The sequence below is a fragment of the Methylobacterium sp. Leaf118 genome (assembly GCF_920984675.1).
GTDB lineage: Bacteria > Pseudomonadota > Alphaproteobacteria > Rhizobiales > Beijerinckiaceae > Methylobacterium.
In genome coordinates this window covers 1-17090 of the sequence record NZ_CAKLBV010000083.1, presented here as the reverse complement: position 1 = coordinate 17090, position 17090 = coordinate 1, and the positions used below count along the sequence as shown (strand labels likewise).

Sequence of the window (17090 nt, the reverse complement as noted above, 5' to 3'; positions counted from 1 at the left end):
TATCAGGCAAGCCCGCGCGGCGTTTGAGCGAAGCCCACATCCGCCATCCCGAAGGGATCAACCGGATTTGGTATGACACGACACGGAGGGAAGCCGGCCCTCCCTCGCCCCACATCCCGCGCGGCCGGTCATGCACCGGTGCTCGGGATCAAGGCGAGGGTCGGACCCGGACCGCTCCTGCGGATGGAAAGACGATGACCGCGACCGAGACCCTCGACCGGGACGACCGCCCCCGCCACGCGACGCTTGCGGCCCCGCGCGCCTATCGCCGCGGCGCGCCCCGCCGGATCGAGGGCCTGCCCGAACGGCTGCCCGAGCCGGTGCGCGCCTATCTCGACGTGCTGCCCGAGGGCCGCGTCGTCGGCTTCAACCTCGCGGGGCTCGACCGAACCGGCATCCCGGTCTGGTTCGTGGCCCTCTTCCTCGACGATCCGTTCTATGTCGGCGCCATGCCGTCCGGCATCGGCTACGGCGCGACCGACGACGAGGCGCTGATCGGCGCGGTGGCCGAGATCGCCGAGAACCTGATGCCCTCGGTGGCGCTGCTGCCGCGCCTGCGCGAGCGGGGCGGCGACAACGAGGACGCGCGCTCCTACGACGACCTCGTGCGGGTCTACGGCGCGGGCGCGGTCGCCGACCCGCTGACCCTGTGCCTGCCCGCGGGGTCGCCGGTGGGCCGCGACACGCCCCTCGACTGGACGCGGGCGGTCCGTCCCCGCACCGGCGAGTCGGTCTGGATGCCGCTCGACATCGCCGCGACCGACTATTTCGAATTGCGCACGGGCTACCAGCCCTTCACCAACATCATCACCAACGGCCTCGGCGCCGGGCCGGACGTGGACTTTGCCCTGGGCCACGGCCTCCTCGAACTGCTGCAGCGCGACGGCAACGGCCTGCTGTTCCGGGCGCTCGACCAGGGGGTGCGGCTCGACCTCGCCGGGATCGGGCCCGAGACCCGGGGGATGCTCGACCAGCTGGAGAGCCTCGGCATCCGCGCGCTGCCGAAATTCGCCACCGACCAGTTCGGCTTCACCAACCTCTACGTCGTCGGCCACGACACCGACCTCGAGCGCACGCCGGCCCCCATCGCGCTCTCGGCCTGCGGCGAGGCCTGCGACCCGGACCGGGAGCGGGCCCTGCGCAAGGCCCTGCTCGAATTCCAGGCGGCACGGGTGCGAAAGACCTTCGGGCATGGCCCGCTGGCGCTGGCCGACACCGTGGCGCCCCCGGGCTATGTCGAGGCCTTCATTCAGAAGGCCCTGCCGAGCCTCGACCTGGAAGAGAGCCGGGCGCTGCAGGCCATGCTCGCCTGGCTCGACCTCTCGGCGGCCGGGCTGAAGGAGGTTCTGTCCGAGACGGTCTATTCCGAGCGCAGCACCAAGGCGTTCTCGGACCTGCCGACCACGCCCGCCCCCGACGGCCATGCGCGCGGACACATCGCCCGGTCGCGGCTGGAGGAAGCCGGCTTCGACGTGCTCTACGTCGATTGCTCGCCCCCCGGCGGCGGCATCGGCGTCGTCAAGGCGATCGTGCCGGGTCTCGAGGTCGAGACCATGAGCTATTACCGGATCGGCGCGCGCAACACGCAGAAGCTGATCGACCGCGATCATCCGCTGATCCGCTTCGGGCACGAGAGCGAGACCCTGCGCCCCGTGCGCCTGACCCCGGAGGCGATCGAGCACTTCGGCGGCCAGCCGCTGTTCGACGTGGCGCTCGCCGAGACGATCGTGGGCGCGCATTACCCGCTCTATCGCGAGCCGGAATCGCACCACGCCCCGTTCCGCTACGAGCGTCAGGGCCGCCGGGCCGAGCGGAGGAAAGGATGAGCCTGCGCTTCGCCTACAACACCAACGGCACCGCCCATCACCGCATCGAGGACGCGATCCGCCTCATCGGAGACGCGGGCTATGACGGCGTGGCGCTGACCCTGGACATCCACCACCTCGATCCCTTCGCCGACAATTGGGTGATCGAGGCCGACCGCATCGCCAGCATCCTGAACCGCCTCGGCCTCGGCTCCGTCATCGAGACCGGCGCCCGCTTCCTGCTCGACCCCACCGCCAAGCACGAACCGACCCTGGTGACGGCGGATGCCACCGGCCGGGCCCGGCGGATCGGCTTCCTTAAGCGCGCGATCGAGATCGGCAAGATCCTGAATTCGGAAGCCGTTTCCTTTTGGGCCGGCGTGCCGAAGCCCGGCGTGGATCGGGACGAGGCCCGCGGTTGGCTGATCGCGGGCTTGCATGAGGTCGCGGACTTCGCCGCCCAGAAGGGCGTCGTCGCCGCCCTCGAACCGGAGCCCGGCATGCTCATCGAGACCCTCGACGATTTCGCGGGCCTCGACATACCCGGCCTGCACCTCGCCCTCGACACCGGCCATTGCCTCGTCACGCAGGAGCGCGACCCGGCCGTGGCCGTGCGCGAATTCGCCCCCCGCCTCGGCACCGTGGCGATCGAGGACATGGCACGGGGCGAGCACATCCATCTGCCCTTCGGCGAGGGTGACATGGACGTGCCGGCGGTGCTCGACGCCCTCGACGGTGTCCAGTTCGAAAAACTCGTCTGCGTGGAGCTGTCGCGCGATTCCCACCGCGCCGATGTGATGGTGGGCCAAGCCCTCGATTACCTGCGCACCTGCCGCCGACCGGGCCCGGGACTGCCCCGCCCGGATGCGACGCCCCGCGAGACCCCCGTTCCGGGACTGCCCACCACATGAGAATCTGCTTCGTCAGCCGGCGCTACTTCCCGGCCATCTCCGGCATGAGCGTCTATGCGCAGAACCTTCTGCGCGAGGTCGTGGGCGCGGGTCACGACGTGACGATGATCTCGCAATATCGGGGCGATGAATTCGGCACGCGGGTCTATGGCGGCGGCCCGCCGCCGCCGGTGCCGGGGGTGCGGGTCATCGGCCTGGAGCAGCAGGGCGAGCAGGCGGGCGGCGATTTCGAGCGCGACATCGACGCGATGGTGGAGACCCTCTGTGCCGAGCACGCGAAAAAACCGTTCGACGTGTTGCATGCCCAGTATGGCTACCCGACCGGCTGGGCCGTGCTCGTCGCGGGCAAACGCCTCGGGGTGCCGACGGTGGTCTCGATCCAGGGCGGCGACGGCCACTGGGTCGGCTCCTGCTGCGAGACGCATCGGGTCGCCATGGTCGAGGTGCTGGCCCATGCCAACGCCCTGCTGATCGGCGGGCCATCGTTCCTCGGCGAGGTCTGCGACCGGCTCGGATCCGACCCAGCCCGCTTCACGATCGTGCCCGGGGCCGTCGACACTGCGCGGTTCACACCCGGCGCGCGGTTTGAGGCCGAGCGCGAGGACGAGGAACCGGTCCGGCTGCTCTATCACGGCCGGGTCGACCGGCGGAAAGGCGTGATCGACTTCCTCGACGCGCTGGAGCGGCTGTGGGAAGCGGGACAGCCCTTCGACGCCACCATCTCCGGCATCGGGCCGGACGTGGAGGCCGCCCGCGCCCGCGCGGACGCGATCGGCTTCACCGCGCATCAGGTGCGGTTCACGGGCTATGCCGACTACGACACCGTGCCGGATCTCTACCGGCAGGCCGACGTGTTCGTCTCGCCGACCTACGCGGAAGGGTTCTCCAACACGATCCTGGAGGCGATGGCTTCGGGGCTCGCGGTGGTCTCGACCCATTCAGTCGGCGTGTCGGATTGCCTGCGGGACGGCGAGAACGGGCTCCTCGTGAATCCCGGCGACGTGCCGGCGCTCGCCCGAGCCCTGGGCCGGGTGGTGGAGGACGACGCGCTGCGCCAGCGGCTCGCCGCCGACGGCCTCGCCGAGTGCCGCCGGATCTATTCCTGGACCGCCGTGGGCCGGCAGATCATGGAGGTTTACGCCCGGGTGGCCGGGGAGCGGCCGCATACCGACATTCCCGACGCGCTGCCCTTCGACCCGGATTGCCGCTTCCGCGCCGAGCCGCACCTGCTGTGACGTCCGGTCCCCGCATCGGCTCCTCGACGAGCCGGCCCCTCCCTGTCGCGCCGATGCTCTAATCGATGCCGATTGCCCTCGCGATCTCGCCGCATCTCGACGACGCCGCCTTCTCGGCCGGCGGCACCCTGGCCCGGCTCGCCGCCGGGGGCTGGCAGGTCGTGATGGTGACCGTGTTCACCGCCTCGGTGGCGAATCCGCGCGGCTTCGCCCTGGCCTGCCAGCTCGACAAGGGCTTGTCCGCCGAGACCGACTACATGGCCCTGCGCCGAGGCGAAGACCGGAACGCCGCCGCGGCCCTGGGGATCGACGCGCCGATCCACCTGCCATTCCGCGAAGCGCCGCACCGGGGCTACGGCTCGGCCCCCGAGCTGTTCGCGGAGTTGCGCGAGGACGACACAGTCGGGGCAAACCTCGCCGATGCCTTCGAGCGGCTCGTCGCCGACACCGAGCCCGACCTGATCCTGGCCCCCCAGGCGGTGGGCGGCCATGTCGATCACCGGCAGGTCGTGCGCGCCTTCCGCGCGGCGCAGGCGCCCCTGCCGGTGCTGTGGTGGCGCGACTTCCCCTACACCGTGCGCGACGCGGCGCCGAAGGAGCCCCTGAGGGCGCTGTTCGAGGGCCTGCCCGAGCAGGGGGTGCGCCTCGACGCGACCGCGCAGGCGCGCAAGGCGGCGGCCTGTGAAGCCTACACCTCGCAGCTCGGATTCCAGTTCGGGGGCCCCGAGGGCCTGCGGCAGCGCCTCGCCGCGGAGGACGGGATCGAGGGCTTCCGCCTCCAGGGGCGCCTTCCCGCGGGTTTTCCCGATGCCGGACCGGCCTGAACCGGCGGCTCCCAAAAGCCTCGCCGATCCGGCCGAACGCGAAGCCCGCCGGGCGATCGCCGATGCCCGTCATCTGCGCCCCCTACGCGACCTCGCGCGACGCATCGCCACCGAGCAGGGCGCAGCTGTGCCCGATCCCGATCCCCTCGACGGCGGGATCGACGCCCGGCTCCTTCTCCTCCTCGAGACGCCCGGGCCATCGATCGGGCGCACCGGCTTCGTCTCCCGCGACAACGCCACCGGCACGGCCGCCAACCTGTTCCGCTTCCTCGCCGAGGCCGGTCTGGCCCGGCGCGACACCCTGATCTGGAACGCGATACCCTGGGTGATCCACGCGCCCGGCGCCCGCAACCGGGCCCCGCGCCGGGCGGAGGCCCGGGCGGCCACGGCCTATCTCGATCCCCTCCTCGCCCTGCTGCCCCGGCTCGCCGTTGTCGTCCCGGCGGGACGGTTCGCCGCGCAGGCGGCGGCGCCGCTGGCGGCGCGGCGGCCGGACCTGCCGGTCGTGCCGGTGCCGCATCCGAGCCCGACCTACGTCTGCACGGCGCCGAGCGTGCGCGCGCGTATCCTCACCGGCCTGCGCGAGGCCGCCGCCCACCTCGCCGAACCGGGGTGAGGCGCCGCCGTCGCGGTGCAGCATCGGAGCGCGCCACGGGGCCGTCGCTGGCCTTTGGCCACCTTTGACCCTAAATGCCCGGGAGCGGGCGCGATCAGGCCCGCGCGATTCCCGCTCCTCGACCCGTCCGCAGTGCGGAGGCGGAGGCGGGCGTTCCGCGGTGACGTGCGTTGCGGCGCCGCCCGGAATGCTCCGCGCCGAGAGCTCAGTGCGGGCGACCAGCGGAGGCGGGCCCGGAACCCCCATGAATTTTGCCGGAAAGCATAGGGCGGTCACCGACGCCCGGCCGGACGAGGCCGCGCCGGAGGGCGAACCCGGGAAGGGTTCGTCGCGGCGGGGGCCCTATGCCTGGCTCGGGACGCTGGCGAGCGTCGTGCTCATCCTCGCCTCCCTCGGCGTGCTCTGGAAGCTCTCGGAGGAGATCACCTGGGCGGAGCTGCAGAAGGCCTTCACTGGAGCGAGCAGCGGCCAGCTGGTCGAGGCCTTCGGGTTCGTCGCCCTCAGCTACCTGTTCCTGACCTGCTACGACGCGCTGGCGCTGCGCCAGCTCCGGCTCAAGGTGCCCTACCGGATCACGGCGCTGGCATCGTTCACGAGCTACGCGGTCAGCTTCACCCTCGGCTTCCCTCTGCTGACGGCGGCCACGATCCGCTACTGGATCTACTCCCGGCGCGGCCTCTCCGCGGCCAAGATCGCCGCGCTCACCGTGATCGCGGGCTTCACCTTCTGGCTCGGCATGGGGGTGGTGCTCGGCCTCAGCCTCATCATCGAGGCGGGCCAGCTCGCGAGCCTCACCTTCAAGAGCATCGGCGTCAATTCGAGCGTGCGGCTCAACCAGATCCTCGGCTTCGGGGCCCTGGCCTCCGTGCTCGCCTATCTGGCCTGGGTCTCGGTGAAGCGGCGCTACATCAAGGTGCGCCACTGGCAGCTCGAGCTGCCGGGCGCCACCGTCTCGTTCAGCCAGATGCTCGTCGGCATCGGCGACGTCTGCGCGGCGGCGGCCGTGCTCTACCTGCTCATGCCCGCGGACATGACGCTCGGCTTCACCACCTTCCTAGCGATCTACGTGCTCGCGGCCATGCTCGGCATCGCCTCCAACGCCCCCGGCGGGATCGGCGTGTTCGAGGCGACCATCCTGATCGCCCTGTCCTACCTGCCCCGGGAAGAGGTGCTGGGCTCGCTGCTGCTGTTTCGGGCCTGCTACTACCTCGTGCCCTTCCTCCTCGCCCTCCTGATGCTCGGCGTCTACGAGGGGCTCATGCGCCTGCGCCGCCACCAGGCGGCGAACGATCCGTGACGCCGGCTCTGTAGCGCGATGACGACGGCCTCCGAGCGTCCGGCCTGGATCGGCGCGGCGGCGGCGGTGGCCGTCATCGTCGTGGGCGAGACCGTCACGGGCGCCCTCGACACGGCCTTGATCGCGTCGTCGGCGCTCGCCCTGCTGGTCGGTGGGCTGCTCGGCCGCGGGCGGCGTCCGGCGATCCTGCCGCCCCCGGCGAGCGAGGGACCGGACCGCCCCGCGGTCGCGGAGGCGCTGCTCGCCAACATCCCCGATCCCGTCATCCTGATCGACCGGCGCGCCGTGGTCCTCGAGGCCAACCCGGCCGCCCGCCGGCTGCTGCCCAGCCTGAAGCTGCGGCATCCGCTCTCTTTCTCCCTTCGCGCGCCCGACGTCCTCGACGGCATCGACGAGGTCCTGCGCACCGGACAGAGCCTCCGGACGACCTACGTCACCCGCGTGCCGACCGAGCGCGCCTTCGAGGTACAGATCGGTGCCCTGCCGATGCCCGACCTGCCCGGCGGGGGCGCGCCCAACGTCGTCCTGTTCCTGCGCGACCTCACCGAGGCGCGGCGGCTGGAGGCGATGCGGGTCGATTTCGTCGCGAATGCCAGCCACGAGCTGCGCACGCCGCTCTCGGCGCTGCTCGGCTTCATCGAGACTCTGCAGGGCCCGGCCCGCGACGATGCGAGGGCGCGGGAACGGTTCCTCGGCATCATGCGCAGCCAGGCCCAGCGCATGACCCGCCTCATCGACGACCTCCTCTCGCTCTCGCGCATCGAGCTGCGCGAACACGTCGCGCCGACGAAGCCGGTCGATCTCGCCCGCATCGCCCGGCAGATGGTGGACATGCACGCCCCGCTCGCCCGCGAGCGCGGAGTCGCCCTCGCCGTCGAGACGTCCGGCGGCCCGATGCCGGTTCTGGGCGACCGGGACGAGCTGCTGCGCGTCATCGAGAACCTCGTCGAGAACGCCGTGAAATACGGCGGCAGCGGCGGGACCGTGGCGGTCTCGCTCCACTCCGTCGAGGGCGCGGAAGGACGGCCGGGGCGGGTCGAGCTGCGGGTGCGCGACGAGGGACCGGGCATTGCCCCCGAGCACATTCCGCGGCTGACCGAGCGCTTCTACCGGGTCGACGTGGCTTCCAGCCGTCAGCAGGGCGGCACCGGGCTCGGCCTGGCCATCGTCAAGCACGTGCTCAACCGTCACAGGGGGCGCCTGACCATCGAGAGCGAACTCGGCGCCGGCACCACCGTGCGGGTCAGCCTGCCGGAGTACCGGCCCGAGCCCGCGGCCAGCGCGGCGCAGTCCGAGTGAGGCCGAGACGCGGGCCTCCAGGGCGGGCCGTCGCCCCCGCGACGCCAGGGGCCACACGGGGGCAGGCCGCCCCCCTTGACCTTCCCATCATGGGAAGGCCCATTTGACTCGGCATGGAAGCGATCCTCGATCACCACCCACCCTCCGACCCAACCGATGCTCTCCTACGGCTGGTCCTGCCCGTCGAGGGCATGAGCTGTGCCTCCTGCACCGGCCGGGTCGAACGGGCCCTGTCCGCCCTGCCGGGGGCGCGGGACGTATCGGTCAACCTGGCGACCCACCGGGCGAGCCTCGCTTTGTCCGCCGTCACGCCGCCATCCGCGGCGGTCGAGGCGATCCGCGAAGCCGGCTACGACGTGCCCGAGGCGGTCACCGCCGTCACGGTCGGGGGCCTGCGCTGCGCCGCCTGCTCCGGCCGTGTCGAGCGCACGCTGATGCGCCTGCCCGGTGCCGTCGCGGCGAGCGTCAACCTCGTCACCGGCCGGGCCGAACTGCGCCACGCCGCAGGCGCCGTCTCCGCGGCCGACCTCGACGCGGCGGTGCGGGAGGCGGGCTACGCGCCGGTTTCCGCCGAGGCCGCTGCGGCGCCCGACCGGGCGGACGGCGAGGCGCGCGAGGCGGCGGGCCTGCGCCGCGACCTGACCTTCGCGGCGATCCTCGCTGCCCCCGTCATTGTCCTCGACATGGGCGGCCACCTCGCGTCGGGCTTCCACGACACCGTGACCGGCCTTCTCGGCACCGGCGGGCTCGCCGGGCTCCAGGCCGTTCTGGCGACCCTCGTCCTGGCCGGGCCGGGCCGGCGCTTCTTCCGGATCGGCGTGCCGAACCTCGTGCGCGGGCATCCCGACATGAACGCCCTCGTCGCCCTGGGCGCGGGGGCGGCCTACCTCTATTCCCTGGTCTCGACGGTCGCGCCGTGGCTGCTGCCGGCAGGGGCGGCCCATCTGTATTTCGAAGCGGCCATTCTCATCGTCACCCTGATCCTGCTCGGGCGGACCCTGGAGGCCCGGGCGCGGGGCCGGGCGGGGGCGGCCATCGCCCGGCTGATCGATCTCTCGCCCCGGACCGCCCGCCGGCTCGACGGGAGCGGCGAGCACGAGGTGTTGGTCGCGGCGCTGCGCCCCGGCGACCGGGTGCGGGTTCGCCCCGGCGAGCGGGTGCCCGCCGACGGCCATGTCGCGGCGGGCCATTCCTATGTCGACGAGAGCATGATCACCGGCGAGCCCGTGCCGGTGGAGAAGCCCGCGGGGGCCGAGGTCGTCGGCGGCACCCTCAACACCACCGGCGGCTTCGATCTCACCGTGACCCGCACGGGCGCCGACACCGTGCTCGCCCGCATCGTCCGCATGGTCGAGGAAGCGCAGGGCGGGAAGCTGCCGATCCAGGCGCTGGTCGATCGCGTGACCCTGCGCTTCGTGCCCGCCGTGATGGCGGTCTCGGCGCTGACCTTCGTGGCGTGGCTCCTCCTGGCCCCGGCGCCCGCGCTCGGCCCCGCGACCGTCGCGGCGATCGCGGTGCTCATCGTCGCTTGCCCCTGTGCGATGGGGCTCGCCACCCCGGTCTCGATCATGGTCGGCACCGGTCGCGCGGCGGAGCGCGGCGTGCTGTTCCGCCAGGGTGCCGCGCTTCAGGCCCTGCGCGAGGCCCGCCTCGTCGCCCTCGACAAGACCGGCACCCTGACCGAAGGCCGCCCCCGCCTCACCGACGTCGTCATCGCGCCGGGGGTCGAGCGGGCGGCGTCCCTGGCCCTGGCCGGCGCCGTCGAGGCCCGTTCGGAGCACCCGATCGCCCGCGCGGTCGCCGAGGCGGCACGGGCGGAGACCGGCCCCCTGCCCGAGGTCCGGGATTTTGCGGCGTTGCCGGGCCATGGGGTCTCGGCGGAGGTCGAAGGCCGCGCCGTGGCGCTCGGCAACCGCCGCTTCATGACCCGCCTCGGCATCGCCCTCGATCCGCTCCAGGCGGAGGCCGATCGCCTCGCCGGGGAGGGGCGCAGCCCGATCTTCCTCGGCATCGACGGCCACCTCGCCGGCGTCCTGGCCGTGGCCGACCCGGTCCGGCCGGAGGCGCGGGCGACCATCGCCGCCCTGCGCGCCCGCGGCCTCGCCGTGGCGATGGTGACGGGCGATGCGCGGGCGACCGCCGAGGCCGTCGCCCGGACCCTGGGCATCACGGAGGTGGCGGCCGAGGTCCTGCCCGAGGGCAAGGTCGCGGCGCTGCGGGCGCTACGGGCGGCGCACGGCCCGGTCGCCTTCGTCGGCGACGGCATCAACGACGCGCCCGCCCTCGCCGAGGCCGATGTCGGCCTCGCCATCGGCACCGGCACCGATGTCGCGGTCGAGAGCGCCGACGTGGTGCTGATGTCGGGCGCCCTCGGCGGCCTTCTCGAGGCCATCGACCTGTCGCGGGCCACGATCGCCAACATCCGCCAGAACCTGTTCTGGGCCTTCGCCTACAACGTCGCCCTGATCCCGGTGGCGGCGGGGCTGCTGGCGGCCTTCGGGGGACCGGGGCTCTCGCCGGTCCTGGCAGCGGGCGCGATGGCGCTCTCGAGCGCCTTCGTGATCGGCAACGCCCTGCGGCTGCGCCGGGCGGGAGGTGCAGCGTGAACAATCTCGTCACCATCGGCGAGGCGGCCAAGGCCAGCGGCGTCTCGGCCAAGATGATCCGCTACTACGAGGAAACCGGCCTCCTCGGAGCGCCCGAGCGCACGGCCTCGGGCTACCGCCTCTACGGCGAGAGCGATCTTCACGCGCTCCGCTTCGTGCGCCGCGCCCGCGATCTCGGCTTCTCGATGCAGGAGATCACCGAATTGCTCGCACTCTGGCACGACCGCTCGCGGGCGAGCGCCGCGGTCAAGACGGTGGCCCTGGCCCACGTGGCCGACCTGCGCCGCCGCATCAGCGAGCTGGAAGCCATGGCCCGCACCCTGGAGACCCTGGCCGAGCGCTGCTGCGGCGACGCGCGGCCGGACTGCCCGATCCTCGACGATCTCGCGGGCGGGTCCTGACCCGGGACCGCGCGTGCACCCGGGCCTGAGCGCCGGAGGATCACCCCCGCGATCGTCCCGATCGGGAAAGCTCGGCCGTTGACCCGCCTCTGGCCTTCTGCTTGCTGGGGTCGATCCGGCGAACCGAACGGTGCGCCTGTCACGGTTGGACCCGAGGTTGGCCCCATGCCCGTCATCGACCGCATCGCCGATCTCGCCGACGAGATCGCCGGCTGGCGACGCGATCTGCACGCGCATCCCGAGCTGCAATACGAGGTGCACCGCACCGCCGCTTTCGTCGCCGAGAAGCTGCGCGCCTTCGGTTGCGACGAGGTCGCCACCGGCATCGGCCGCACCGGCGTCGTCGGGGTGATCCGCGGACGCGGCCATGGCTCGAACCGAGCCATCGGCCTGCGCGCCGACATGGACGCCCTGCCCATCCAGGAGGCACGGGACCTGCCCTACCGCTCGACCGTGCCGGGCACGATGCACGCCTGCGGCCATGACGGGCACACCGCCATGCTGCTCGGCGCCGCCCGCTATCTCGCCGAGACCCGCGCCTTCGGCGGCAGCGCCGTTCTGATCTTCCAACCCGCGGAGGAAGGGGGAGGGGGCGGCGAGGCGATGGTGAAGGATGGGATGATGGAGCGCTTCGGCGTCGAGGCCGTCTACGGCCTCCACAACATTCCCGACCAGCCGCTGGGCACCTTCGCGATCCGTCCGGGCCCGATCATGGCCTCGACCGACCGCTTCACGATCCACATCGAGGGCCGGGGCGGGCACGCGGCCCTGCCGCACGCCGCCATCGATACGGTGCTGGTGGGCAGCCACATCGTGGTCGCCCTGCAATCGGTCGTCGCCCGCGCCCTCGACCCTCTCGATTCGGGCGTGGTCTCGGTCTGCGCCGTCGAGGCGGGCCACGCCTTCAACGTGCTGCCGCAGAGGGCCGAATTGCGCGGAACGCTCCGCGCCCTCACCCCCGCGGCACGCACCCTGATGCTCGAGCGCGTGCAGGCGATCGTCGTCAACGTCGCCGCCGCCTTCGGGGCGCAAGCGAGCGTCGACTTCGCCAGCGGCTATCCCGCCACCGAGAACCATCCGGCGGAGACCGATTTCATGGCAGACGTCGCCGAGCAGATCGTCGGCGCCGACCAGGTCGATCGCGACGTGGCGCCGATGATGGCGGCGGAGGATTTCGCCTACATGCTGGCGCACCGCCCCGGCGCCTACATCTTCATGGGCAACGGCCCCTCCGCCGGCCTCCACCACCCGGATTACGACTTCAACGACGCCGCGATTCCCTACGGCGCCTCGCTCTGGGCGCGGATCATCGAGACGGGCCTGCCGCCGCACGCCTGAACGGGTCCGGGACGGCTCCCGCCACCTTCTGGATCCAGGACGATTCGCTCAGTCCTGGCCATGTCGCGCGCTCTGGCGACAACCGCTGACCGCTTCGGCGCAAGAGCGCGTCAGGGCGCGGCGGGCCCGGCCTCATCGGCGACCGCCTCGAGGGCGGCGATGTCGGCCCCGCCGATCAGCGCCAGATGCGCGGTGATCCGCTCCACCGGCCAGTCCCACCACGCGATCCGCTGGAGCCGGCCGGCCTCCGCCTCCGAGAAGCGGCGGCGCACCACCCGGGCCGGGTTGCCGGCCACGATCGCGTAGGGCGGCACGTCGGCGCTCACCACGGCATGGGCGGCCACCACGGCCCCGTCGCCGACGGTCACGCCGGGCAGGATCGTGCTGTGGAAGCCGAGCCAGACATCGTGGCCGATCACGGTGTCGCCGCGCTGGGGGAAGCGCAATTCGCCCTCGAAGCGGCCGATCCAGTCGCCGCCGAAGATCGGGAACGGATAGGTCGAGAGCCCGTCGAGCCGGTGGTTGCCGCCATTCATCAGGAAGCGCGTGCCGGTGGCGATGGCGCAGAACTTCCCGATCACCAGCCGGTCCCCGAGGAAGGGGAAGTGGTAGAGGATCGCGTCGAGGAACGCCTGCGGCCCGGCCGGGTCGTCGTAATAGGTATAGGCCCCGACCTCGACATTCGCGGGCAGGGCGAGGTTGCGCAGGAAGGTGACCCGGCTCTGCCCCGGCATCGGGTGCAGGGCATCCGGATCGGGACCGCGTGGAGTGTCCGGCATGGCGCGCTCGGCGTCGGTGTGGCGTCGGCCGGATCGTGATGCGTCCGGATGGCAGCTTCGCGGCAGAGGCGGATCGCGGCAGTGGGGGCCAGCAGGGCGCGCCCTGCAATCGATCACCGAAGCGCTTGAAATCGCCGCGACTCAGGCGTAAGTCACCGATCATCATTTCTGATGCAGTCGATCGGCTGCTTGCGGGAGTGGGTCCCCCGGGACCCGCTCTTTTTTGTTTCCGCAAGCCTGTCCGCATCGGACTGGTCAAGTTCATCGCAAGTCGAGAGCGTCGGAACGACAGGCATGGCGGAGCCCACCGAGAAACGTCTTGTCGGCGAGACGGGCGTCGCCGCGCGCGTCGCCCAGGTGGTCGAGGGACCGATCGAGGGCCTCGGCTTCCGGCTGGTGCGGGTGAAGGTCTCGAACGCCAATGGCTGCACGGTGCAGATCATGGCGGAGCGCCCCGACGGCACCATGGGCGTCGACGAGTGCGAGGCGGTGAGCCGCGCGATCTCCCCGCTCCTCGACCTGGAGGACCCGGTCGGCGGCGCCTATTATCTCGAGGTCTCCTCGCCGGGCATCGACCGGCCGCTCGTGCGGGTGTCCGATTTTGAGCGCTGGGCCGGTTACGAGGCGAAGGTCGAGCTCGCCGTGCCCCTCGACGGCCGCAAGCGCTTCCGCGGCATCCTCGGCCCGCCGAACCCGGATGGGGCGAGCGTGCCGATCGACCTGCCCGACGTGAAGCCCGGCCTCCCGAGCCGGATCGACGTGCCCCTGCGCGATCTCGCGGAGGCGCATCTCATCCTGACCGACGACCTGATCCGCGAATCGCTGCGCCGCGGCGGCGCTCCGCCCCAGGACGGCGAGGATTTGGACGACGCGGAGGACGAGGCCGAGGAGGAGGAGGCGCCGCAGGTGCGCTTCATCCCGCAGCCCAAGCGCCCGAAGCCGAAGACGGACAAGCCGGTCAGGGCCAAGGGGCCGGGACCGGGCAAAGGGTCCGCCAAGGGGCCCGGCAAAGGGGCGCCGGCGGGACCGAAGCCGAAGCCCGGCGGAACCGTCGTCACCAAGGCCGCCCGCCTGAAGAACCGCGACACGCTCCACTGACGCGAACATCGCCTCCGGGCGAACAGTCAAGAGACCGACAGAAGGACAAGACCCCATGGCCGTCGTCAGCGCCAACCGGCTCGAACTCCTGCAGATCGCCGACGCGGTCGCCCGCGAGAAGGTGATCGACCGCCAGATCGTCATCGAGGCGATGGAGGAGGCGATCGCCAAGGCGGCCCGCTCCCGCTACGGCGCCGAGACCGACGTTCACGCCGAGATCGATCCGAAGAGCGGGGCGCTGCGGCTCTCCCGCCACCTGCTCGTGGTCGAGCAGGTCGAGAACGATGCCCGCGAGATCACGCTCTCCCAGGCGCAGCGCTACAATCCCGGCGCCCTGATCGGCGACGTGATCTCCGATACCTTGCCGCCCTTCGACTTCGGGCGCGTGGCCGCGCAATCGGCCAAGCAGGTCATCGTCCAGAAGGTGCGCGACGCCGAGCGCGCCCGCCAGTACGAGGAGTACAAGGACCGCATCGGCGAGATTCTGAACGGCGTGGTCAAGCGCGTCGAGTACGGCAACGTCATCGTCGACCTCGGCCGCGGCGAGGGCATCGTCCGCCGCGACGAGATGATCCCGCGCGAGACTTTCCGTCCCGGCGACCGCATCCGCTCCTACCTGTTCGACGTGCGCACCGAGGTGCGCGGGCCGCAGATCTTCCTCTCGCGCTCGCACCCGCAATTCATGGCCAAGCTGTTCGGCCAGGAGGTCCCCGAGATCTATGACGGCATCGTCGAGGTGAAGGCGGTGGCCCGGGATCCGGGCTCGCGCGCCAAGATCGCGGTGATCTCGCGCGATTCCTCGATCGATCCGGTCGGCGCCTGCGTCGGCATGCGCGGCTCCCGCGTCCAGGCGGTGGTCGGCGAGCTGCAAGGCGAGAAGATCGACATCATCCCGTGGTCGCAGGACCAGGCGACCTTCATCGTCAACGCGCTCCAGCCCGCGGAAGTCGTGAAGGTGGTGCTCGACGAGGAGGCCGACCGCATCGAGGTCGTGGTGCCCGACGACCAGCTCTCGCTGGCCATCGGCCGCCGTGGCCAGAACGTGCGCCTCGCCTCGCAGCTAACCGGCTGGGACATCGACATCCTCACCGAAGGCGAGGAGTCGGAGCGGCGCCAGAAGGAGTTCGTCGAGCGCACCCAGATCTTCATGGAGGCGCTGGACGTCGACGAGACGGTGGGCCAGCTGCTGGCGGCCGAGGGCTTCCGCAACGTCGAGGAGATCGCCTATGTCGACGTGGCGGAACTGTCCGGCATCCAGGGTCTCGACGAGGAGACCGGCACCGAGATCCAGGCCCGCGCGCAGGATTATCTCGCCCGCATCGAGCAGGAGCAGGACGACCGCCGCCGCGAACTCGGCGTCGCCGACGACCTGCGCGAGATCGACGGCATCACCACGGCGATGATGGTGGCGCTCGGCGAGAACGACGTGAAGTCGGTCGAGGATCTGGCCGGCTGCGCCACCGACGACCTCGTGGGCTACACCGAAGGCCGCGGCGCCGAGGCCGTGCGTCATGCCGGCTTCCTCGACGGGTTCGAGCTGTCCCGGGCCGAGGCCGAGTCCCTGATCATGACCGCACGCCTGCATGCCGGCTGGATCGAGGCCCTGCCGGAGCCGGAGGAAACGGAGGAGGGCGCTGAGGGCACAGAGGGTGAGGAGGCCGCCGCAGGCGCAGCCGAACAGCCCGCCACCGAGCCGCAGAACGCCTGAGCGGGGCAGGGGTGAGCGCGGACATGACCCTGCGGGACGCGGTCCCGCCCGAGGCGCCGGAGGGCGAGGCGCCGAGCCTCGACCGCGGCCCCGGCCGTGGCCGGACGCCCGCGCGCACCTGCATCGTCACCCGCGTCACGCAGGCCCCCGAGGCGATGATCCGCTTCGTGCTCGGGCCCGACGGCACGATCGTGCCGGACCTGCGCGCCCGCCTGCCGGGACGCGGGGCCTGGGTCACGGCGACCCGCGAGCAGGTCGGGGCGGCGATCAAGCGCCGGGCCTTCCTGCGCGCCTTCAAGACGAGCACGGCGAAGGCGCCGCCCGACCTCATCGAGCAGGTGGCGGAGGGCCTGCGCACGGACCTCCGGCAGGCGCTGGCGCTGGCCAACAAGGCCGGCTGCGTGGTGACCGGCTTCACCAAGGTCGAGTCGGCGATTCTCGGCAGCGAGGGAGTGGCAGCCGTCATCCATGCGAGCGACGCCATGCCCGACGGGCGCCGCAAGCTCGCCGCGGCCTTGCGCCGACGGTACGGGGAGACCATATCGGCCATTCCCGTCATGGATGCGTTGTCCAGCACCGAATTGGACATGGCCTTAGGGCGGGATCATGTGATACACGCTGCCCTCGTCGCGGGAGCCGGCACCACCGGCTATCTCGCGCGTTGGCGTCGGTTCCGGACCTTCGAGGGTATGGCGTCGGCGTCCGGGGAGGACGCCCCGCCACAAGCCGGCGCGACCGCCCTCGATTTGCACGACGACGGAATGCGATGACATTCGGCCGGGCATGCCCGCCGCCGGCCGATGGGACGATGGAAGCCCTCAGGGTTCTGACTGAATGAGCGATACGAACAATCCGGGTGACAAGACGCAGACCAGAGCCCCCTCGAAGCCGTTGACGCTGAAGCGCCCGGTCGAGCAGGGGACGGTCCGTCAGAGCTTCTCCCACGGGCGGTCGAAGTCCGTCGTGGTCGAGACGGTGAAGCGGCGCACGATCGGCGCCGCGCCCGGAACGGTCACGCCCCGCGAGCCTGCCGTGGCCCCGCCGCCGCGCCCGGCCTCCGTGGCCCCGGCGCCCGCTCCGGCGGCCCGGTCCCCGGGCCGCAGCGCCTCCGGCGTCGTCCTGCGCACGCTGAGCGAGCAGGAACGCGACGCCCGCGCCAGCGCGCTCGCCGAT

Annotated in this window: 15 protein-coding genes; 14 read left to right on the top strand and 1 reads right to left on the bottom strand. The window is 72.0% G+C overall.

The window, feature by feature from the left end; genetic code table 11:
• Positions 1 to 194: 194 nt before the first annotated feature.
• The 10 genes from LW587_RS21960 to LW587_RS21915 all read left to right on the top strand — a co-directional run bounded on the left by LW587_RS21960 (position 195) and on the right by LW587_RS21915 (position 12332).
• Positions 195 to 1826, top strand: a complete 1632-nt coding sequence (locus LW587_RS21960) for a YcaO-like family protein (RefSeq protein ID WP_232631717.1) — start codon at positions 195 to 197, stop codon at positions 1824 to 1826.
• Positions 1823 to 2716 (top strand): sugar phosphate isomerase/epimerase family protein, encoded by an 894-nt coding sequence (locus tag LW587_RS21955; RefSeq protein WP_232631716.1) that lies wholly within the window; start codon positions 1823 to 1825, stop codon positions 2714 to 2716. The genes LW587_RS21960 and LW587_RS21955 overlap by 4 nt, the downstream gene beginning before the upstream one ends.
• Complete coding sequence (locus LW587_RS21950) at positions 2713 to 3951, top strand: glycosyltransferase family 4 protein (RefSeq protein ID WP_232631715.1); 1239 nt, start codon at positions 2713 to 2715, stop codon at positions 3949 to 3951. Before LW587_RS21955 ends, LW587_RS21950 begins: the two co-directional genes overlap by 4 nt.
• Before the next feature lie 65 nt (positions 3952 to 4016).
• The gene (locus tag LW587_RS21945; protein ID WP_232631714.1) at positions 4017 to 4775 is read left to right on the top strand and encodes a PIG-L deacetylase family protein; all 759 of its coding nucleotides are present in this window, start codon (positions 4017 to 4019) and stop codon (positions 4773 to 4775) included.
• The gene (locus LW587_RS21940; protein WP_232631713.1) at positions 4759 to 5391 is read left to right on the top strand and encodes a uracil-DNA glycosylase family protein; all 633 of its coding nucleotides are present in this window, start codon (positions 4759 to 4761) and stop codon (positions 5389 to 5391) included. The genes LW587_RS21945 and LW587_RS21940 overlap by 17 nt, the downstream gene beginning before the upstream one ends.
• A 244-nt stretch (positions 5392 to 5635) precedes the next feature.
• Positions 5636 to 6688, top strand: coding sequence for a lysylphosphatidylglycerol synthase domain-containing protein (locus LW587_RS21935; RefSeq protein WP_232631712.1), 1053 nt, complete (start codon positions 5636 to 5638; stop codon positions 6686 to 6688).
• A gap of 18 nt (positions 6689 to 6706) precedes the next feature.
• Positions 6707 to 7987, top strand: a complete 1281-nt coding sequence (locus LW587_RS21930; RefSeq protein WP_232631711.1) for an ATP-binding protein — start codon at positions 6707 to 6709, stop codon at positions 7985 to 7987.
• Between the two features lie 113 nt (positions 7988 to 8100).
• Positions 8101 to 10593: a heavy metal translocating P-type ATPase gene (locus tag LW587_RS21925; RefSeq protein ID WP_232631710.1), complete on the top strand. Its 2493-nt coding sequence runs from the start codon at positions 8101 to 8103 to the stop codon at positions 10591 to 10593.
• Positions 10594 to 10646: 53 nt separating this feature from the next.
• The gene (gene cueR / locus LW587_RS21920) at positions 10647 to 10994 is read left to right on the top strand and encodes a Cu(I)-responsive transcriptional regulator (RefSeq protein ID WP_232631718.1); all 348 of its coding nucleotides are present in this window, start codon (positions 10647 to 10649) and stop codon (positions 10992 to 10994) included.
• 165 nt (positions 10995 to 11159) lie between these two features.
• A complete protein-coding gene (locus tag LW587_RS21915) occupies positions 11160 to 12332 on the top strand; it encodes a M20 aminoacylase family protein (protein WP_232631709.1) in 1173 nt (390 codons plus the stop codon).
• Positions 12333 to 12442: 110 nt separating this feature from the next.
• Here the strand turns inward: LW587_RS21915 and LW587_RS21910 are convergent, their stop codons facing one another.
• Positions 12443 to 13111: a CatB-related O-acetyltransferase gene (locus LW587_RS21910; protein WP_232631708.1), complete on the bottom strand. Its 669-nt coding sequence runs from the start codon at positions 13109 to 13111 to the stop codon at positions 12443 to 12445.
• Positions 13112 to 13405: 294 nt separating this feature from the next.
• Here LW587_RS21910 and rimP point away from each other — a divergent pair, with 294 nt between their 5' ends.
• The 4 genes from rimP to LW587_RS21890 all read left to right on the top strand — a co-directional run.
• Positions 13406 to 14209: a ribosome maturation factor RimP gene (rimP, locus tag LW587_RS21905; protein ID WP_232631707.1), complete on the top strand. Its 804-nt coding sequence runs from the start codon at positions 13406 to 13408 to the stop codon at positions 14207 to 14209.
• 55 nt (positions 14210 to 14264) lie between these two features.
• Positions 14265 to 15917: a transcription termination factor NusA gene (nusA, locus tag LW587_RS21900; RefSeq protein WP_232631706.1), complete on the top strand. Its 1653-nt coding sequence runs from the start codon at positions 14265 to 14267 to the stop codon at positions 15915 to 15917.
• Positions 15918 to 15940: 23 nt separating this feature from the next.
• Positions 15941 to 16687: an RNA-binding protein gene (locus LW587_RS21895; protein WP_232631705.1), complete on the top strand. Its 747-nt coding sequence runs from the start codon at positions 15941 to 15943 to the stop codon at positions 16685 to 16687.
• 64 nt (positions 16688 to 16751) lie between these two features.
• Positions 16752 to 17090 (top strand): translation initiation factor IF-2 associated domain-containing protein (locus LW587_RS21890; protein ID WP_232631704.1); only part of this gene is annotated, 339 nt, incomplete at its 3' end.